At 40.4% G+C, this 14,344-nt stretch carries 13 protein-coding genes; 8 read left to right on the top strand and 5 right to left on the bottom strand.

Annotation, left to right across the window (positions count from 1 at the left end; all coding sequences use genetic code 11):
* The first annotated feature begins 17 nt into the window (after positions 1-17).
* The 3 genes from aroC to murI are packed head-to-tail and all read left to right on the top strand — an operon-like array spanning position 18 to position 3,376.
* Positions 18-1,079, top strand: coding sequence for a chorismate synthase (gene aroC / locus Q0N70_RS01670; protein ID WP_294012876.1), 1,062 nt, complete (start codon positions 18-20; stop codon positions 1,077-1,079).
* 2 nt (positions 1,080-1,081) lie between these two features.
* Positions 1,082-2,521, top strand: coding sequence for a D-alanyl-D-alanine carboxypeptidase family protein (locus Q0N70_RS01665; protein ID WP_294012873.1), 1,440 nt, complete (start codon positions 1,082-1,084; stop codon positions 2,519-2,521).
* A gap of 18 nt (positions 2,522-2,539) precedes the next feature.
* On the top strand, positions 2,540-3,376 hold the full coding sequence (gene murI / locus Q0N70_RS01660; RefSeq protein WP_294012870.1) for a glutamate racemase: 837 nt from the start codon (positions 2,540-2,542) through the stop codon (positions 3,374-3,376).
* A gap of 20 nt (positions 3,377-3,396) precedes the next feature.
* On the opposite strand, the gene Q0N70_RS01655 is transcribed toward murI, so the two are convergent.
* From Q0N70_RS01655 to Q0N70_RS01645, 3 genes are read right to left on the bottom strand one after another with little or no spacing between them, the layout of a single operon-like run.
* Complete coding sequence (locus tag Q0N70_RS01655) at positions 3,397-4,599, bottom strand: NADP-dependent isocitrate dehydrogenase (protein WP_294012867.1); 1,203 nt, start codon at positions 4,597-4,599, stop codon at positions 3,397-3,399.
* Positions 4,600-4,636: 37 nt separating this feature from the next.
* On the bottom strand, positions 4,637-5,416 hold the full coding sequence (gene map, locus Q0N70_RS01650) for a type I methionyl aminopeptidase (RefSeq protein WP_294012864.1): 780 nt from the start codon (positions 5,414-5,416) through the stop codon (positions 4,637-4,639).
* 19 nt (positions 5,417-5,435) lie between these two features.
* Positions 5,436-6,200 (bottom strand): J domain-containing protein, encoded by a 765-nt coding sequence (locus Q0N70_RS01645; RefSeq protein ID WP_294012861.1) that lies wholly within the window; start codon positions 6,198-6,200, stop codon positions 5,436-5,438.
* Between the two features lie 141 nt (positions 6,201-6,341).
* On the opposite strand from Q0N70_RS01645, the gene gatC reads away from it, so the two are divergent.
* From gatC to Q0N70_RS01620, 5 genes are all read left to right on the top strand, one after another.
* The gene (gene gatC, locus Q0N70_RS01640) at positions 6,342-6,656 is read left to right on the top strand and encodes an Asp-tRNA(Asn)/Glu-tRNA(Gln) amidotransferase subunit GatC (RefSeq protein WP_013700656.1); all 315 of its coding nucleotides are present in this window, start codon (positions 6,342-6,344) and stop codon (positions 6,654-6,656) included.
* Position 6,657: 1 nt separating this feature from the next.
* Entirely contained in the window at positions 6,658-8,163 is a 1,506-nt protein-coding gene (gatA, locus tag Q0N70_RS01635; protein ID WP_294012856.1) for an Asp-tRNA(Asn)/Glu-tRNA(Gln) amidotransferase subunit GatA, read from the top strand.
* A 2-nt stretch (positions 8,164-8,165) separates the two neighbouring features.
* On the top strand, positions 8,166-9,707 hold the full coding sequence (gene gatB / locus Q0N70_RS01630) for an Asp-tRNA(Asn)/Glu-tRNA(Gln) amidotransferase subunit GatB (RefSeq protein ID WP_294012854.1): 1,542 nt from the start codon (positions 8,166-8,168) through the stop codon (positions 9,705-9,707).
* A gap of 246 nt (positions 9,708-9,953) precedes the next feature.
* Positions 9,954-10,523, top strand: coding sequence for a DUF3793 family protein (locus tag Q0N70_RS01625; RefSeq protein WP_294012851.1), 570 nt, complete (start codon positions 9,954-9,956; stop codon positions 10,521-10,523).
* Between the two features lie 7 nt (positions 10,524-10,530).
* Complete coding sequence (locus Q0N70_RS01620; protein WP_294012848.1) at positions 10,531-10,947, top strand: flavodoxin; 417 nt, start codon at positions 10,531-10,533, stop codon at positions 10,945-10,947.
* A gap of 148 nt (positions 10,948-11,095) precedes the next feature.
* Here Q0N70_RS01620 and Q0N70_RS01615 read toward each other — a convergent pair whose 3' ends face one another.
* Both Q0N70_RS01615 and Q0N70_RS01610 read right to left on the bottom strand, forming a co-directional pair.
* Positions 11,096-11,365, bottom strand: a complete 270-nt coding sequence (locus Q0N70_RS01615; RefSeq protein WP_294012845.1) for an ACT domain-containing protein — start codon at positions 11,363-11,365, stop codon at positions 11,096-11,098.
* A 114-nt stretch (positions 11,366-11,479) separates the two neighbouring features.
* A complete protein-coding gene (locus tag Q0N70_RS01610) occupies positions 11,480-14,251 on the bottom strand; it encodes a glycoside hydrolase family 3 N-terminal domain-containing protein (RefSeq protein WP_294012843.1) in 2,772 nt (923 codons plus the stop codon).
* Positions 14,252-14,344: the final 93 nt, after the last annotated feature.

The following is a 14,344-nucleotide window of genomic DNA, read 5'->3' as shown; positions in this document are numbered from 1 at the left end:
TATTTTAAGGAAAAATTATGTCAGGAAATATATTTGGAGAAATTTTTAAAGTTGCAACATTTGGAGAAAGTCACGGCGCAGGACTTGGCTGCATTATAGACGGATGCCCTGCTGGAATTTCTGTGGATGAAAAATTTCTTCAGCATGAAATGGAACGGAGAAAGCCTGGAGCAAAAAGTGCGGCGGTTACTGCAAGAAAAGAAGATGACTTTGCGGAAATTTTAAGCGGCGTATTTGAAGGAAAAACAACAGGAACTCCGATAGCTATTTTAATCAGAAATTCAAATCAGCATTCATCAGATTATGAAAATATAAAAGACAAATTTCGGCCTGGTCATGCTGATTTTACATATTATAAAAAATACGGCGTAAGAGATTACAGGGGCGGCGGAAGATCCAGCGGAAGGGAAACCTGTGCAAGAGTTGCGGCTGGAGCTTTTGCAAAAATGTTTTTGAAAAATTTAGGAATTCAAATTTTTGCATATACAAAAGAAACTGCGGGAATAAAAAGTGGCAAAGTTGATTTTTCTGAAATTGAACAGAATGCGATGCGCGCCGCGGACAAAGATGCTGCCGTTTTAATGCAGAAAAAAGTTGAAGAGTTTAAGCAGAAAAAAAATTCTTGCGGCGGAATTGTTGAGTGCGTTGTAAAAGGCGTGAGCGCTGGGCTTGGCGAGCCAGTTTTTGACAAGCTTGATGCAGTTTTGTCCCATGCGGTTATGTCTATTGGCGCGATAAAAGGAATTGAATTTGGAAGCGGATTCAACTGTGCGGATTCAAATGGACTTGAGAACAATGATTTTATGGAAAGCAATTTTTCATTTAAAACAAATAATGCTGGCGGAATCCTTGGAGGAATTTCCAGAGGCGATGATATAGTTTTTAGAGCTGCCGTAAAGCCAGTTCCAAGCATTTATCTTTCGCAGGAAACTGTTGATGTAAACGGAAATGAATGTGATATTCTTATTGAAGGAAGACACGATGTTTGTCTTTGTCCAAGAATTGTTCCTGTTGTAGAAGCCATGACGGCAATCACTTTAGCAGATATGATTTTAAGAAATAGGAGCAGCAGAGTTTAGTAATGGAAACTTACACATCAGATTTTTTTAACAGCATAGAAGAAAATAAAAATTTCAATAACAATAAAAAGAAAAAAAAACGCATAATAATTTTTTCTGTTTTAGCTGTTGTTTTTATTTTATTTTCGGCGCAAGCAGTTTCTGTTTATAAACTTTTAAATCCCAAAGAACCGGCTCCTCTTTCTTTGGAGCAGCAGAATTTTCTTGAGCAGTCGCTGAACAAAAAATTTCCTGAGCGCGCAGATATTGTTTCAGAACTTCCGTTTCAGTATGTTCCAGCGGATTTATTTGTAAATGCAGAAAGCGCAATTGTTATTGACTTTGCAACAGGAAATATTCTTTTTGAAAAAAATGCTGATGTTCAAATTCCACCGGCTTCAATGACAAAGCTTGTGGAAATGTATGTTGTTTTTGAGGCTGTTGAAAATGGTGAAATTTCCCTTGACGATGTTGTTCCGCTTCCGCCTGAAAGCTGGGCCAGAAATCTTCCAAGCGATGCTTCAATAATGTTTTTGGACGAAGGGCAGAAAGTAACGCTTAGAGAACTTTTGCTTGGACTTGCGATTGCCAGCGGAAATGATGCTTCGATTGCTGTTGCCAAATATGTCTGCGGAAACATGGATTCGTTTGTTGAGCGGATGAATCAAACTGTAAAAAAAATGGGCTTGGTAAAAACTGAATTTGTGGAATCAAGCGGCTACAGTGAAAAAAATATTACAACTGCAAAAGAGTTTTCAGCTTTCTGCAGAAAATACATAGAAAGATTTCCGTTTGCAATCACTGAATTTCATTCCCAAAAAGTTTTGCGTTATCCGCTTGCAAAAAATCTTCCAAGAGAATCTGCGCAACGAGTCGGCGACAGTCAGGCTGTGATTCAGTACAACACAAACAAATTGCTTGGCTCTCTTGAAGGCTGCGATGGATTGAAAACTGGTTTTATTTATGAAAGCGGATTTAACATTGCTCTTACTGCGGAACGAAACGGTGTCCGCTATATTTCTGTTACGATGAAAGGTCCTGGAATTGGAAGCGCGCAAGGAAATATTTACAGAGTGAAAGACGGAACTAATTTGATGGAATATGCGTTTTCAAAATTTTCTCCGTATATTGCAAAACGGCCTCATAGTTTTTGTGTTGGAGTTGCAGGCTCTTCTTTAAAAAGCGTTTGCCTTGTTCCTGCAAAAAGTGAAAATTTTTCTGTTCCATTTATTTCTGGAATTTCACCACAAGAAGCGGCGCAGAAAATTCATGTTACGGCAAATATTCCAAAAAGTATTTTTGGAGAATTCGAGGAAGGAACTCAGTTTGGAACTTTGTCATATTCACTTGACGGAAGAGTTTTAAATACAGTTCCTCTTGTTGCTGACAGAAAAAGTGAAAAGATAAATTTCTTTGCGAGAATCTGGGGCGCACTTGCATATAAAATTTCATCTTTAAAATAAAAATATTCTGTGGTTTTTATGAGTGAAAAAATTGACTTTGCATTTTTAGACAGCGGAACTGGCGGCATTCCGTATATGCTTTTGCTGAAAGAAAAATCTCCTGGCTCAAGATGCGTTTATCTTGGCGACACTGTTCATTTTCCTTACGGAGAAAAATCAGCGGAGGAAGTAACATCTTGCGCTTCTGAATCAATAGAAAAAATTCTTGACTTGTGGAATCCGCGTCTTGTTGTCATTGCCTGCAACACAATCAGCGTAACGGCATTGAATCAGCTTAGAGAAAAATTTCCTGATGTTCCGATTGTTGGAACTGTTCCTGCAATAAAGCTTGCTGCGAAAGTTACGGAAAACAAAAAAATCGGACTGCTTGCAACTAACGCAACTGTAAAGCATCCTTACTGCAAAAAACTGATTTCTGATTTTGCTTTTGGATGTGAAGTGTTCAATCGAGGCGACCCTGACTTGATAAGTTTTATAGAGCACGATTTGTTTTATGCTTCAAAAGAAGAACGTCTTGATGCGGTAAAGCCTGCCGTGGATTTTTTTTGTTCATGCGGCTGCGATACTATAATTCTTGGATGCACGCATTTTACGCATATGGCGGAAGATATAAAAGAATATTTTTCTAGTGCGGGCGGAAAAAAAGTTTTTGTTGTGGATAGCAGGGACGGAGTTTCAAATCATGCTCTTGAAGTTATAAAAAATACATCGTTAAAAAATCAACATGAGCCAAAATTTCTTCCGCCTGATATGAGCTTTTTTGTAACAAGCCTTAAAAATAAAAATGACCAAAAAGAATATGAAACTCTTTGCAGAAATTTCAATATTCCTTTTGGCGGACTTTTAAAGCTTTAAGAAGTTCATAAAGTTAAATTTTATTTTGCCATTCTTGTCGCAATTTCATCGATGTATTCCCAGCTGTTTACAATTTTCTTTGCTGGCGGATTTGCAAGGCGGGCAAGATCTCCTGTCATTGTTCCTTCTTCAATAACATCGAGAGTTGCCTTTTCAAGTTTGCGGGCAAACTCTGCAAGTTCTGGAGTTCCGTCTAGTTCGGCGCGTTTTGCAAGTGCTCCTGTCCAGGCAAAAATCAATGCGACTGGATTTGTAGAAGTTTTTTCACCTTTTAAATATTTGTAGTAGTGCTTTTGAACTGTTCCGTGGCTGGCTTCGTATTCAAATTCTCCATTTGGGGAAACAAGAACTGAAGTCATCATTGCAAGGCTTCCGCAGGCAGATGCAATCATGTCGCTCATAACATCTCCGTCGTAGTTTTTGCAAGCCCAGAGAATTCCGCCTTCGCATTTCATTATGCGTGCAACTGCGTCATCGATGAGCGTATAAAAATATTCTATTCCGGCTTTTTCAAATTTTTCCTTGAACTCGGATTCAAATACTTCATTGAAAATTGCCTTGAAGTTTCCGTCGTAGATTTTGCTGATTGTGTCCTTTGCTCCGAACCATACATCGATTTTTTTGTCCAAGGCGTACATAAAGCAGCAGCGCGCAAAGTTTCTTATAGAATCGTCCAAGTTGTGAATTCCCTGAATTATTCCTGGACCGCGCATAACTTGAATTGTTTTTCTGATTTCTTTTCCATCGTCGCCTGTGAAAACAAGTTCGGCTTTTCCTGCTCCTGGAGTTTTTATCTCACAGTTCTTGTAAACATCGCCGTAAGCGTGGCGGCCAAGAACAATCGGCTTTTTCCATGAAGAAACATTGCACTGAATGTTCTTTACAAAAATCGGCGCGCGGAAAACTGTTCCGTCAAGCTCTCCACGGAGAATTCCGTTTGGTGAAGGTGTAAGCTGCTTGAGCTTGTATTCTTCCATGCGGGCGGCATTGCTTGTGATTGTGGCGCATTTTACTCCAACGCCAAGACGCTTGATTGCTGCCGCGGCTTCATAAGTTACTTTGTCATCTGTGTCATCGCGGTTCTTTAAGCCAAGATCGTAGTATTCAACATTAAGCTCAACGTAAGGCTCAAGAAGTTTTTCCCTGATGACCTTCCACAGAACTCTTGTCATTTCGTCTCCGTCAAGCTCGGCGATCGCATTTTTCATTTTGATTTTTTCCATAATTAAACTCCTGAAAATCTATTCAAATTTTTATGTCTTATTTTAAACATGAATTTCCGTTGTAGTCCAAGTCGGTGAGAACTTCCGTGTGGTCTTTAAAGACTGCTACAGTGTGTTCTTCGTGGCAGCTCCAAGAACCGTCCGCAGTAACAACAGTCCAGTCGCTTCCTTCTTCAATGTCAACGTCAGCAGTTCCTTCGTTAATCATCGGTTCGATTGCAAGAACCATTCCAGCTTGAATGCGCGGATTCGGACCAGTTGAAGGACAGTTGCAGACGCTTGGATCTTCGTGGACTTCAAGGCCGACTCCATGTCCGCAGTATTCATAGACAACGCCGTATTTGTTCTGGTTGTACGCAATGTCATATACTGCGTTTGAAATGTCGCTGATTCTGTTTCCTGCCTTGCAAGCGTCAATTCCAGCCAAAAGACATTCGCGTGTAACCCGGCAAAGTTTTTGGTGTGCAGGTTTTACGTTTCCAACAAGAACTGTGTGCGTGCTGTCTGAAATGTAGCCTTTTAAATTCAGCCCGATGTCAAGCGAAACAATGTCGCCGTCTTTTACAATCCGTTTTTTGGAAGGAACTCCGTGGATAACCTGATTGTTTATGCTTATGCATGCGCATCCCGGAAAATCCTCTTCGTACCATGCCGGAGTCGCCCCGAACTTTCTTGCAAAGTTTACGCACCAGTCGTCGATTTCTTTTGTGCTTACCCCGGGCTTTACCTTTGGAATAATTTCGTTGAATAAATCAGCAAGCAAGTGGCAGCTTTTTCTGATTCCATTGATTTGCTCTTCATTTTTTAAACGTATCATATATAAACTCCATGATTTCCTATTTTGTTTCCGCGGAAATTCTTGCGGCTTCGTTTCTGCATATTTTTGCAGTCTGAAAATCCCCAATCCGCTCATAAGAATCCGCAATCTTTAAAAGAAAAAACGCGTCATCATTTTTTCCGAACCTAAGCTCAAGCGCGCGCTCCCATGCGTCTATTGCAAGCTCGTCGTTCACGGCTCCTTCAATGTTGTTGCGCAGAATATGGCGTGCAAGGCTCTTTACTTCCGGAAAAAAAAGCTTGAAATATTCAAACGAAAATTCCATCCGTATAATCTGATCCAGAAGAATGACAGCATCGTAGTATTCCTGCCGCAGAACAAGTTCTTCCGCAAGAATAAATCCGTAGTCCATAAAGTCTTCCCGCGTGAACCACCTTGACAGTCTGAATCCAACGCGCTCCATGTTCATTCTTTTGAATTCCCTTACAGCTTCGTCCTCGTTGTTGTGCAGAAGATCAAAAAAAATCAGCTTGGCGCGGCTTTCATCATCTGTGCGCTCCAAAAGCCATTTTCTGTAGTCGAATGATTCAAAATTTTTTTCTCGGTGGAAATTGCTCTGCTTGAATAAAACTGACTCGTCAAAAAGTCCGCGTGATTTTATGTCGGACAAAACTTCGTAGGCTGCCACAAGCTCGCGGAAGGCCTTTGAGTCTTCACCCGTTATGTCCGGATGTAGAATCTTCGCCTTCTTTCTGTATGCGCGCCGGATTTCTGCGATTGTCGCTGTTCTTGAAACGCCTAGGATTTTGTAATAGTCTTTCATCTTTTTTTTCAGGCGGAAAAAATTCACGCAAAATGAAGTTTACATTTTTTTTTGCATTTAAGCAATTAAAGCCGTTTTTCATAAAAGAAATGCTTCTGTCCTTAAATTGCTTAAACGTTCTAAATTTTGTATAATCGCAACATGAGTGAAAATAAACGTACCGTTGACGAATCAACATTGGAAAAACTTTTATACCTTTCACGTCTTTCCCCGGAAAGCACAGATATGGCTACTTTAAAAAAGCAGGTGGACGAGATTGTAGGATACTTTGATATTCTTTCTAAATACGATGACAGCGAAAATCCCTATGACGCTTATCCTACAACAAAGGCTGAATGTCTACGCGAGGACGAAATTGTTCCAGGGCTTGAGATGCACGATGTCAAGAAAATAAACGAGCCGAATTTCATGGACGGATATTTCCAGGTTCCAAAAGTTCTGGGAGAAGGTGCGTAAGATGAAGTACAAGACTATAAAAGAAACTGTAGAGGCGTTAAAAAGTGGAGAAACTTCAAGCGTGGCTTTGGTAAAGGAATCCAAGGAAACTTTTGAAGCTGACAAAAATTCAGCATTGCCTCTTAATGCCTTTCTTGAGATTTATGACGATATTTTAAAGTCTGCGGAAGATGCCGACCAGAAGATTGCAGAAGCTAGAAATAACGGTTCTCTTGAAAAGCTTTTTGATGAGCAGCCTCTTCTTGGAATTCCGTTTGCGGTAAAAGACAATATTTCTGTTCGCGGAAAAAAACTTACCTGCTCAAGTAAAATTCTTGAAGGCTATGTTGCTCCGTACAGCGCGACTGTAATAAACCGTCTTGAAAAAGCCGGCGCAATTCCGATTGGAAGATGCAATCAAGATGAATTTGCAATGGGTTCTTCCACTGAATATTCTGTTTACGGTCCTACAAGAAATCCTATTGACCGCGCTTATGTTTCAGGTGGATCTTCCGGCGGTCCTGCTGCTGCAGTTGCTGCGAATCAGGCTTTATTTGCTCTTGGCACTGAAACTGGAGGTTCTGTCCGTCTTCCTGCAAGCTACTGCGGAATCTACGGTCTAAAAACTACTTACGGTGTTCTAAGCCGCTGGGGAGTTGTTGCTTACGGCTCTTCTTTGGATCAGGTTGGAATCCTTGGACACACTCCGCAGGACATTGCGCTTCCGTTGAGCGTTATGAGCGGCGTTGATTTTTATGACGACACTTCCGCTGATTTGCCTGATGCAAAGCCTTCTGTTCAAGCTTTCTCTGATTTTTCAAAACTGAAAATAGCAGTTCCAAAGCAGTTCCTTGAGTCAAAAGGAATGGACGCGGATGTTGCAAAAGTTTTTGAAGAAACCCGCGGCTGGTTTGAGTCCAAAGGCGCAAAAATAGAAGTTGTTGATCTTCCGATTCTTGATGCCGCCATTGCAAGCTATTACGTAATCGCTTTGTCTGAAGCCGCGTCGAATTTGAGCCGCTTTGATGGAATTCGCTACGGAAATAGAATTGACAACGGCAAGGGATACGATGAGCTTTATGTGGACACAAGAAGCAATGGTTTTGGTCCGGAAGTCAAGCGCAGAATTATAATCGGAAACTACGTTTTGTCGGAGCAGTTTTCAGGCGACACTTACAAAAAAGGAATGTCTGTGCGCGCCCGCATTCAGAGTGAAATTGCAAAGCTTTTTGAGCAGTTCGATTTGATTCTTTGCCCGACTTGCCCGACTCCAGCTTTTAAGCTTGGACAGAAAGTTGACGATCCGCTTGCCATGTATCTTAGCGACTTGTTCACGACATTTGTAAACCTTGCCCGCATTCCGTCTTTGTCTGTTCCGGCTGGAAGAACTTCGGCGGAAAACGGAAATATGCCTGTTGGAATTCAGTTTGCAGGACCTATGTTCAGCGAAATGAAAATTCTTGAAATTGCCCAAGCCTGGGAAAACGAGCATAAGGGATGCGGAATTCCTGTTGCGGAGGAAAAGTAAAAATGCCTTCTATTGATAAATATGAAATTGTAATCGGCTGTGAAATTCATACGCAGCTTTTGACAAAAACAAAGGCGTTCTGTGCCTGCGAAAACCGTTACGGAGGAATGCCGAATACCCGCGTTTGTCCTGTTTGCCTTGGACTTCCGGGAGCGATGCCTCGTGTTTCAAAAGGATATGTTGAGCTTGGTTCTGTTGCGGGGCTTGCTCTTAACTGCGAGATTTCACGCTTTACAAAATTTGACCGCAAGCATTATTTTTATCCTGACCTTGCGAAAGGCTATCAGATAACGCAATACGATATTCCGCTTTGCCACGATGGATATGTAGACCTTCCGATGCACAAGTATCCAAAGGAACAGCAGTTCGGTTCGGAAAAATGCCGCGCAAAAAATTTCATCGGTCAGGACTGCATTATTGAAAACGGAAAATACCGGCGCGTCCGTGTTGAGCGCATTCACCTTGAAGAGGACGTAGGAAAGTCATTGCACTTGCAAGGCGCACATTCTTACATCGACTACAACCGTTCTGGAACTCCGCTTATTGAAATTGTAACAAAGCCGGATATGACAAGCCCGGAAGAAGCCGCTCTTTTTATGGAAACTGTTCAGGAAATTCTGCGCTATGTGAAAGTTACAAACGGAAACCTTGAAGAAGGAAATATGCGATGCGATGCCAACATCAACTTGAATGTTTGGGAAGACGGAAAACTTTACCACACTCCAATTTCTGAAATCAAGAACCTGAACTCGTTCCGTTCAATCCGTGATGCCTGCACTTATGAAGCACAGCGTCAGCTTAAAGAATTTCAGGAAGACCGTCAGGAATTCAATCCGGGATTTAAAGTTACAATGGGCTGGGACGAATCAAAAGGCCAGACTGTTGTTCAGCGCACAAAAAATTCTTTTGTTGACTATCGCTTTGTTGTTGAGCCGGACATAAAGCCGTTCAGCGTAAGCGAAGAGCTTATTGAAAATGCAAGGTCAAAAGTCGGAGAGCTTCCAGAAGCAAAGCGCACAAGATTAAAGAAGGACTACGGACTTTCTGATTTTGATGTGGAAACTTTGACTTCTAGCCGCGACTTGGCTGTCTGGTTTGAAGAAGCTGCTGCCGGAACAAAAAATCCAAAGCGCACTGCAAATATAATCCTCACCGAGCTTCTTGCAAAACTGAATGAAGACAAAAAAACAATCAACGATGTTTCTATAACGCCTGCCCATATTGCGGAACTTGTAAATGCAATTGACTTAAAGAAGATTTCAAGCGCGCAGGGAAAAGTTGTTTTTGCAAAAATGCTTGAGACAAATAAAATGCCGGCGGAAATTATAAAATCTGACGGCATGGAAGTTGTAAGCGACAGCGGAGCAATTGAAGCGATTGTTGACAAGGTAATTTCAGCAAATCCAAAAGCTGTAGCTGACTTTAAGTCTGGAAAAACAAATGTTGTTGGCTGGCTTATGGGACAGGTTATGAAAGAATCCAAAGGAAAGGCGAATCCTGCAGAAGCAAGTTCTCTTGTTCAAAAGAAACTTTCAGAAATCTAATTTTTCTTGAAACGTAAATTTTTGAATCCGTTGTTCTGTTTTAGAATGGCGGATTTTTTTTGTTTAAAATTTTTCCCAGAATGATTGACAATCTTTTTTAGTTACTATATGCTAACTTTTGTAAGTTAGTTTAGTCTAACTTATATTTATTACTAGCGGGCATATAAACTTGCGGTTCTTAATCCTAAGTTTACATCTCCTTACACAGCCACTGATGTGATATGCCCGCATTTTTTTTGAGGTTGTATGAAAACTTTTGAGCAGACAGTAATTCACTTGGGGGCGCCGACTTTATGCGGAGCAAAGCCTTCAAGTCTTGTTTCTGTTTCAAAAAAAGTGCTGTTTTGTGAATACAAAAAAATCCTTCTGTGGAATAAAATCCTTGAGGGCAGCCAGAAAAAAATAAAAATTGCAAGAAGGGGAGAGAATCTTTTTTTGCTTTTCATTTATGATGAAAAACTTGTTCAGGAAATTCTTTCAAAGCCTGAAGTTTTGTCGTACTTGAATTTAAAAGGCTATTTTACAGACAAGGGGATTTCAAATGTTCTGAATGAGCTTTTGAATCGCCTTTCTTATTGCGAAATTTTTCCGCATGAGATTGGAGTTTTTCTTGGTTATCCTTTGGAAGATGTTGTTGGATACGAAAAATATTCCGGAACAAAAACAAAATTTTCCGGGGCTTGGGCGGTCTACGGAAATGTCGCGGAAGCTGTAAAAAAAATGGAGCTTTACAAAAAATGCTCTGCTTTGTGTTCAAGCCTTTTAGAAGCTGGAAATAATTTTGAAGCAATTTGCAAAACAATAAATTTTATGTGAGGTAAATATGAAGAAAGCTGTAATCTATGCAAGCACAACTGGAAACACAGAGGCAATGGCAAACGCTGTAGCTGAAGGTGTAAAATCTTGCGGCGCGGAACTCTTGATGTCAACTGCAAGTGAAGCAAATGTTTCGGATGTTCTTGCTTGCGATGTTATTATACTCGGAAGCCCTGCGATGGGAGATGAAGTTCTTGAAGATTCGATGGAAGAATTTTTCACAAATCTTGAAGGCGGCTTGAGCGGAAAAAAAGTTGCTGTATTCGGCTCTTATGACTGGGGCGATGGACAGTGGCTTAGAACTTGGGTTGAACGTCTTTCGGCAGCTGGCGCAACTGTTGTAAATGGCGAAGGCTTAAAAGCTCAGCTTGCTCCAGATGAAGCTGCTCTTGCTGAATGCAAGTCTCTTGGCGAAACTGCATAAAAAAAATAGACTGCTTTGCATTTGCATTGCAGTCTTATAAAAAGTGCCAGCAACAGGCACAGGTTTAAACTAATTCCTCGAGTTGGTTTAAAAGTGTGTGTGTTTGGTTTTAACTCCATTCTGAGTTTCAGACTGGAGTTTTTTATTTTTAAATTCTGTGCATTTCAGAAAAAACTTTCTCGTTCATTATGTTGACTTCAACGCCAAGTGTTCCCAGCTCTTCAACAAGTTCTTTTCTTGCAGTGTCAATTCCAATGTCTGAATTGTCAAAATCAACCATCATCATCATGACGAAATTTCCGCTTAAAATTGTCTGAGAAATATCCGCAATGTTTATAGAATGCTTTGCAAGATACGCTGAAACTTTTGCAATTATACCGACTTTATCTGCGCCAACAACAGTAACTATAGCTTTCATAATGAAATTATTTTAATAAAAAAAAAAGTTATATACAAGAAGCCGCAATGGAAATTGTGATGAGTGGGTTTTTCAAATAGTGGCATATTTTGAAACTTCCACTGCGGCATTTTTTTACTCAGATTTTAAATAATCGATTCCAGATGAAACAGAAACATCTCTTGACAATGCAACGAATTTTATTTCGATTCCGGGCTTTGTATGCTCAAGCGAAATTTCATAGTTGCCTTTTTCAAGCTGAACCTGCCCGATTACAGCGCCTGTTTCTTTTCCTTCTGTGGAACGACATTCAAATGCGAATGTTGGTTTTTCATCGATAAGCACATTGCATACAGACTGCGAAACTTTGTCCACTTCTGCTGGCTTTGAATAAACTCCAAGCACATTGTAAACTCCATTTTCTGGCGCAAAGAAAATCCTTTTTGTTTCCCCGTTGCAAAGAAATCTGAAATTTTCCTGCGCTGGATTTTTTGCGTTCTGATTTTCAGCTTTTGGAGCCAAGACTGGAATATTGTTTAACGGACGAAGCTTGCGTTCAGCGACAAGAGTTTTTGCAAGGAATTTTATAATGTCCATTGCGCAAACTTGAAGTTCCGCAGTTGTGAGCTCGCCGTTTTTTAAGCTTGACTTTATATTGTCGTTGTTTCCGTCTTTTTCCGCAGTGTCGTTGTTTACAATCATGTAGATGTCGTTTCGCGCGCGGACCATCGAAGCTGTAAGTTCAATTTCTCCTTTTCCGCCTTTTACGCAGTCGTTTATTCTTGCCCACCAGTCGGTCATAACAATGCCTGTGTATTTCCAGTTTTTGCGGAGAATTGTTGAATTTAAATCATAGTTGCTTGCCGCAAAATGTCCGTTGATTTGATTGTAGCTTGTCATAATTGACTGGGCATTTCCACGTTTTACGGCGGCTTCAAACGGCTTGAGATAAATTTCTCGTAACGCGCGTTCTGAAACTATTGAGTCGTGCTCGCGTCTTTGCGTTTCCTGGCTGTTCGCGGCAAAATGTTTTATTGTTGCAAACGGTCCTTCTTTTGAAACACCTTTTAAAATTGCAAGCGTCATTTCGGAAGTTAAAAGCGGATCTTCGGAAAAATATTCAAAGTTTCTTCCGTTGAGCGGATTTCTGTGAATGTTTATTCCAGGCCCAAGAACTGTGTCAATTTGATTTTGCATTAGCTCTTGGCTTTCAAATTCAAAAAGCTCCTGAACAAGAGGCGGATTCCAAGTGCAAGCTAGCAAAGTTCCTATCGGCATAAGAGAAGCTTCTTTTCCTGTGTCAAGTCTTATGCCAGAAGGTCCGTCCGCGCATCCTGCAACAGGAATTCCGTAGTCATAAAGAGATTCGCTTACGCCCCCGAAAACTGATGCGATTCCCATTGTCGCTTTGCGGCTCATCATCCCTTCTCCGCGCACAAGAGTTGCAAGCTCTTCATTGTTCAGCTGCGCAACAAATTTTTCAAGCAGCTCAGGATTTTTCTTTACGTCTTGAAATTTTATTCCTTTGTTTCCCGTGAACGGAAGTTCTTTTGGAAGATTTTCTTTTATGCGCTGTTCAAGGCTGAATGATTCGAGCGGAACATTTTCTTCTTGAATTGAATAATTTCCGTCCGATTTTAATTGCGCTGGCTTGATTCTTGAAAAAGCTTTTCTTGGAGGAAGAGCCTGGCAAAGTTTTTCTGTGGCGTAAGTTTTTTCAACTGAAATAAAATCGCTGCTTCCCACAGGAATTTTTTTTGCGCTTTCAGAATCAGTTCCCAAGAACACAAAATATTTTCCTTCTTCAAGAACAAATGAAAATTCAAATCCAGAAATTCCAGAGTCGTCATAAGAAGCTGTGGATTCCAAATTGAACGAAAGCTCAAGCTCTTCTGACTGTCCCGGTTTTAGCAAATTTGATTTTTTGAATGCGACAAGAACTTTTGAAGGCTTTCCGAGTTTTCCTTGCGGAGCTTGAATGTAAAGCTGGACAATTTCTTTCCCGCTGAATTTTTTTCCAATGTTTTCTACGCGGACTTTTACGTTTACATTTTTTCCGTCCACAGAAGAAGAAACAAATTCAGTTTTAAATTCTGTGTAGGAAAGTCCGAATCCAAATGGAAACAAAATTTTTTCTTTTGCGAATGTTGAAAAATATCTGTAGCCGACATAAATATCTTCCATATAAAAAGATTCATTTGGCGTTGCGAAATTTTTTGTGGAAGGATAGTCGTCTATTGATTTTGCGATTGTGTCTGTGAGTTTTCCGCATGGAACTGATTTTCCGCACAGAATGTTTGCGCAGGCTCTTCCAGATTCTTGACCGCCTTGCCAAGCATAAACTACGGATTTTATTTTTCCAGAAAATTCTTCATCGTCAATCCAAGCTGTGTCGATTATTCCGCATGAATTGAAAACAATTATAACGCTTTCAAATGCAGCGCAAATTTCTTTTATTGCGTTGCGTTCTTCGTCAGTTAAAAACCAGCAGCCTTTTTCTTTTGTGAAGTCTTTGTCTTCGCCGGCATTTCTTCCTACAACAAAAACTGCTTTTTTTGAAACTTTTGCGGCATTTTTTGCAAGTTCCGCTGAAACAGGAAATTCCTTTTGAAAATAAGGTTCCATTGCCCAGCCGCCTCCGCCATTGTCAAACGGATTTTCTTTTATCCAGTTTCTGTAAATTTCTGCAAGCTCCTTGTTCGCCATTGGAATGTTGTCTGTTAAATTTGTGGAATAAGGCGCGCGTACTGAACCTCCAGAACCCATTCCGCATTTGTAAAAATCAAACTGGCATCTTCCAAAAATAGAAACAGTTTCATTTTCTTCAAGCGGAAGCGTATTTCCATTGTTCCTAAGAAGTACGATTCCTTCCTGTGCGGCTTCAAGAATTTTTTCTGCAAATGTCATAAAATCCCCCGTAATAATTTTTAAGTAAAAAAATGCTATAAAAACAACACCTGTTTTTTATCAATATTACCACTGGTTGCTTTCAAAATCTTT

Source organism: uncultured Treponema sp. (genome assembly GCF_945873775.1).
In the GTDB taxonomy this organism is placed as follows: domain Bacteria; phylum Spirochaetota; class Spirochaetia; order Treponematales; family Treponemataceae; genus Treponema_D.
Note: the sequence above shows the minus strand (reverse complement) of the source record. Positions and strands in the feature narration are given on the sequence as shown.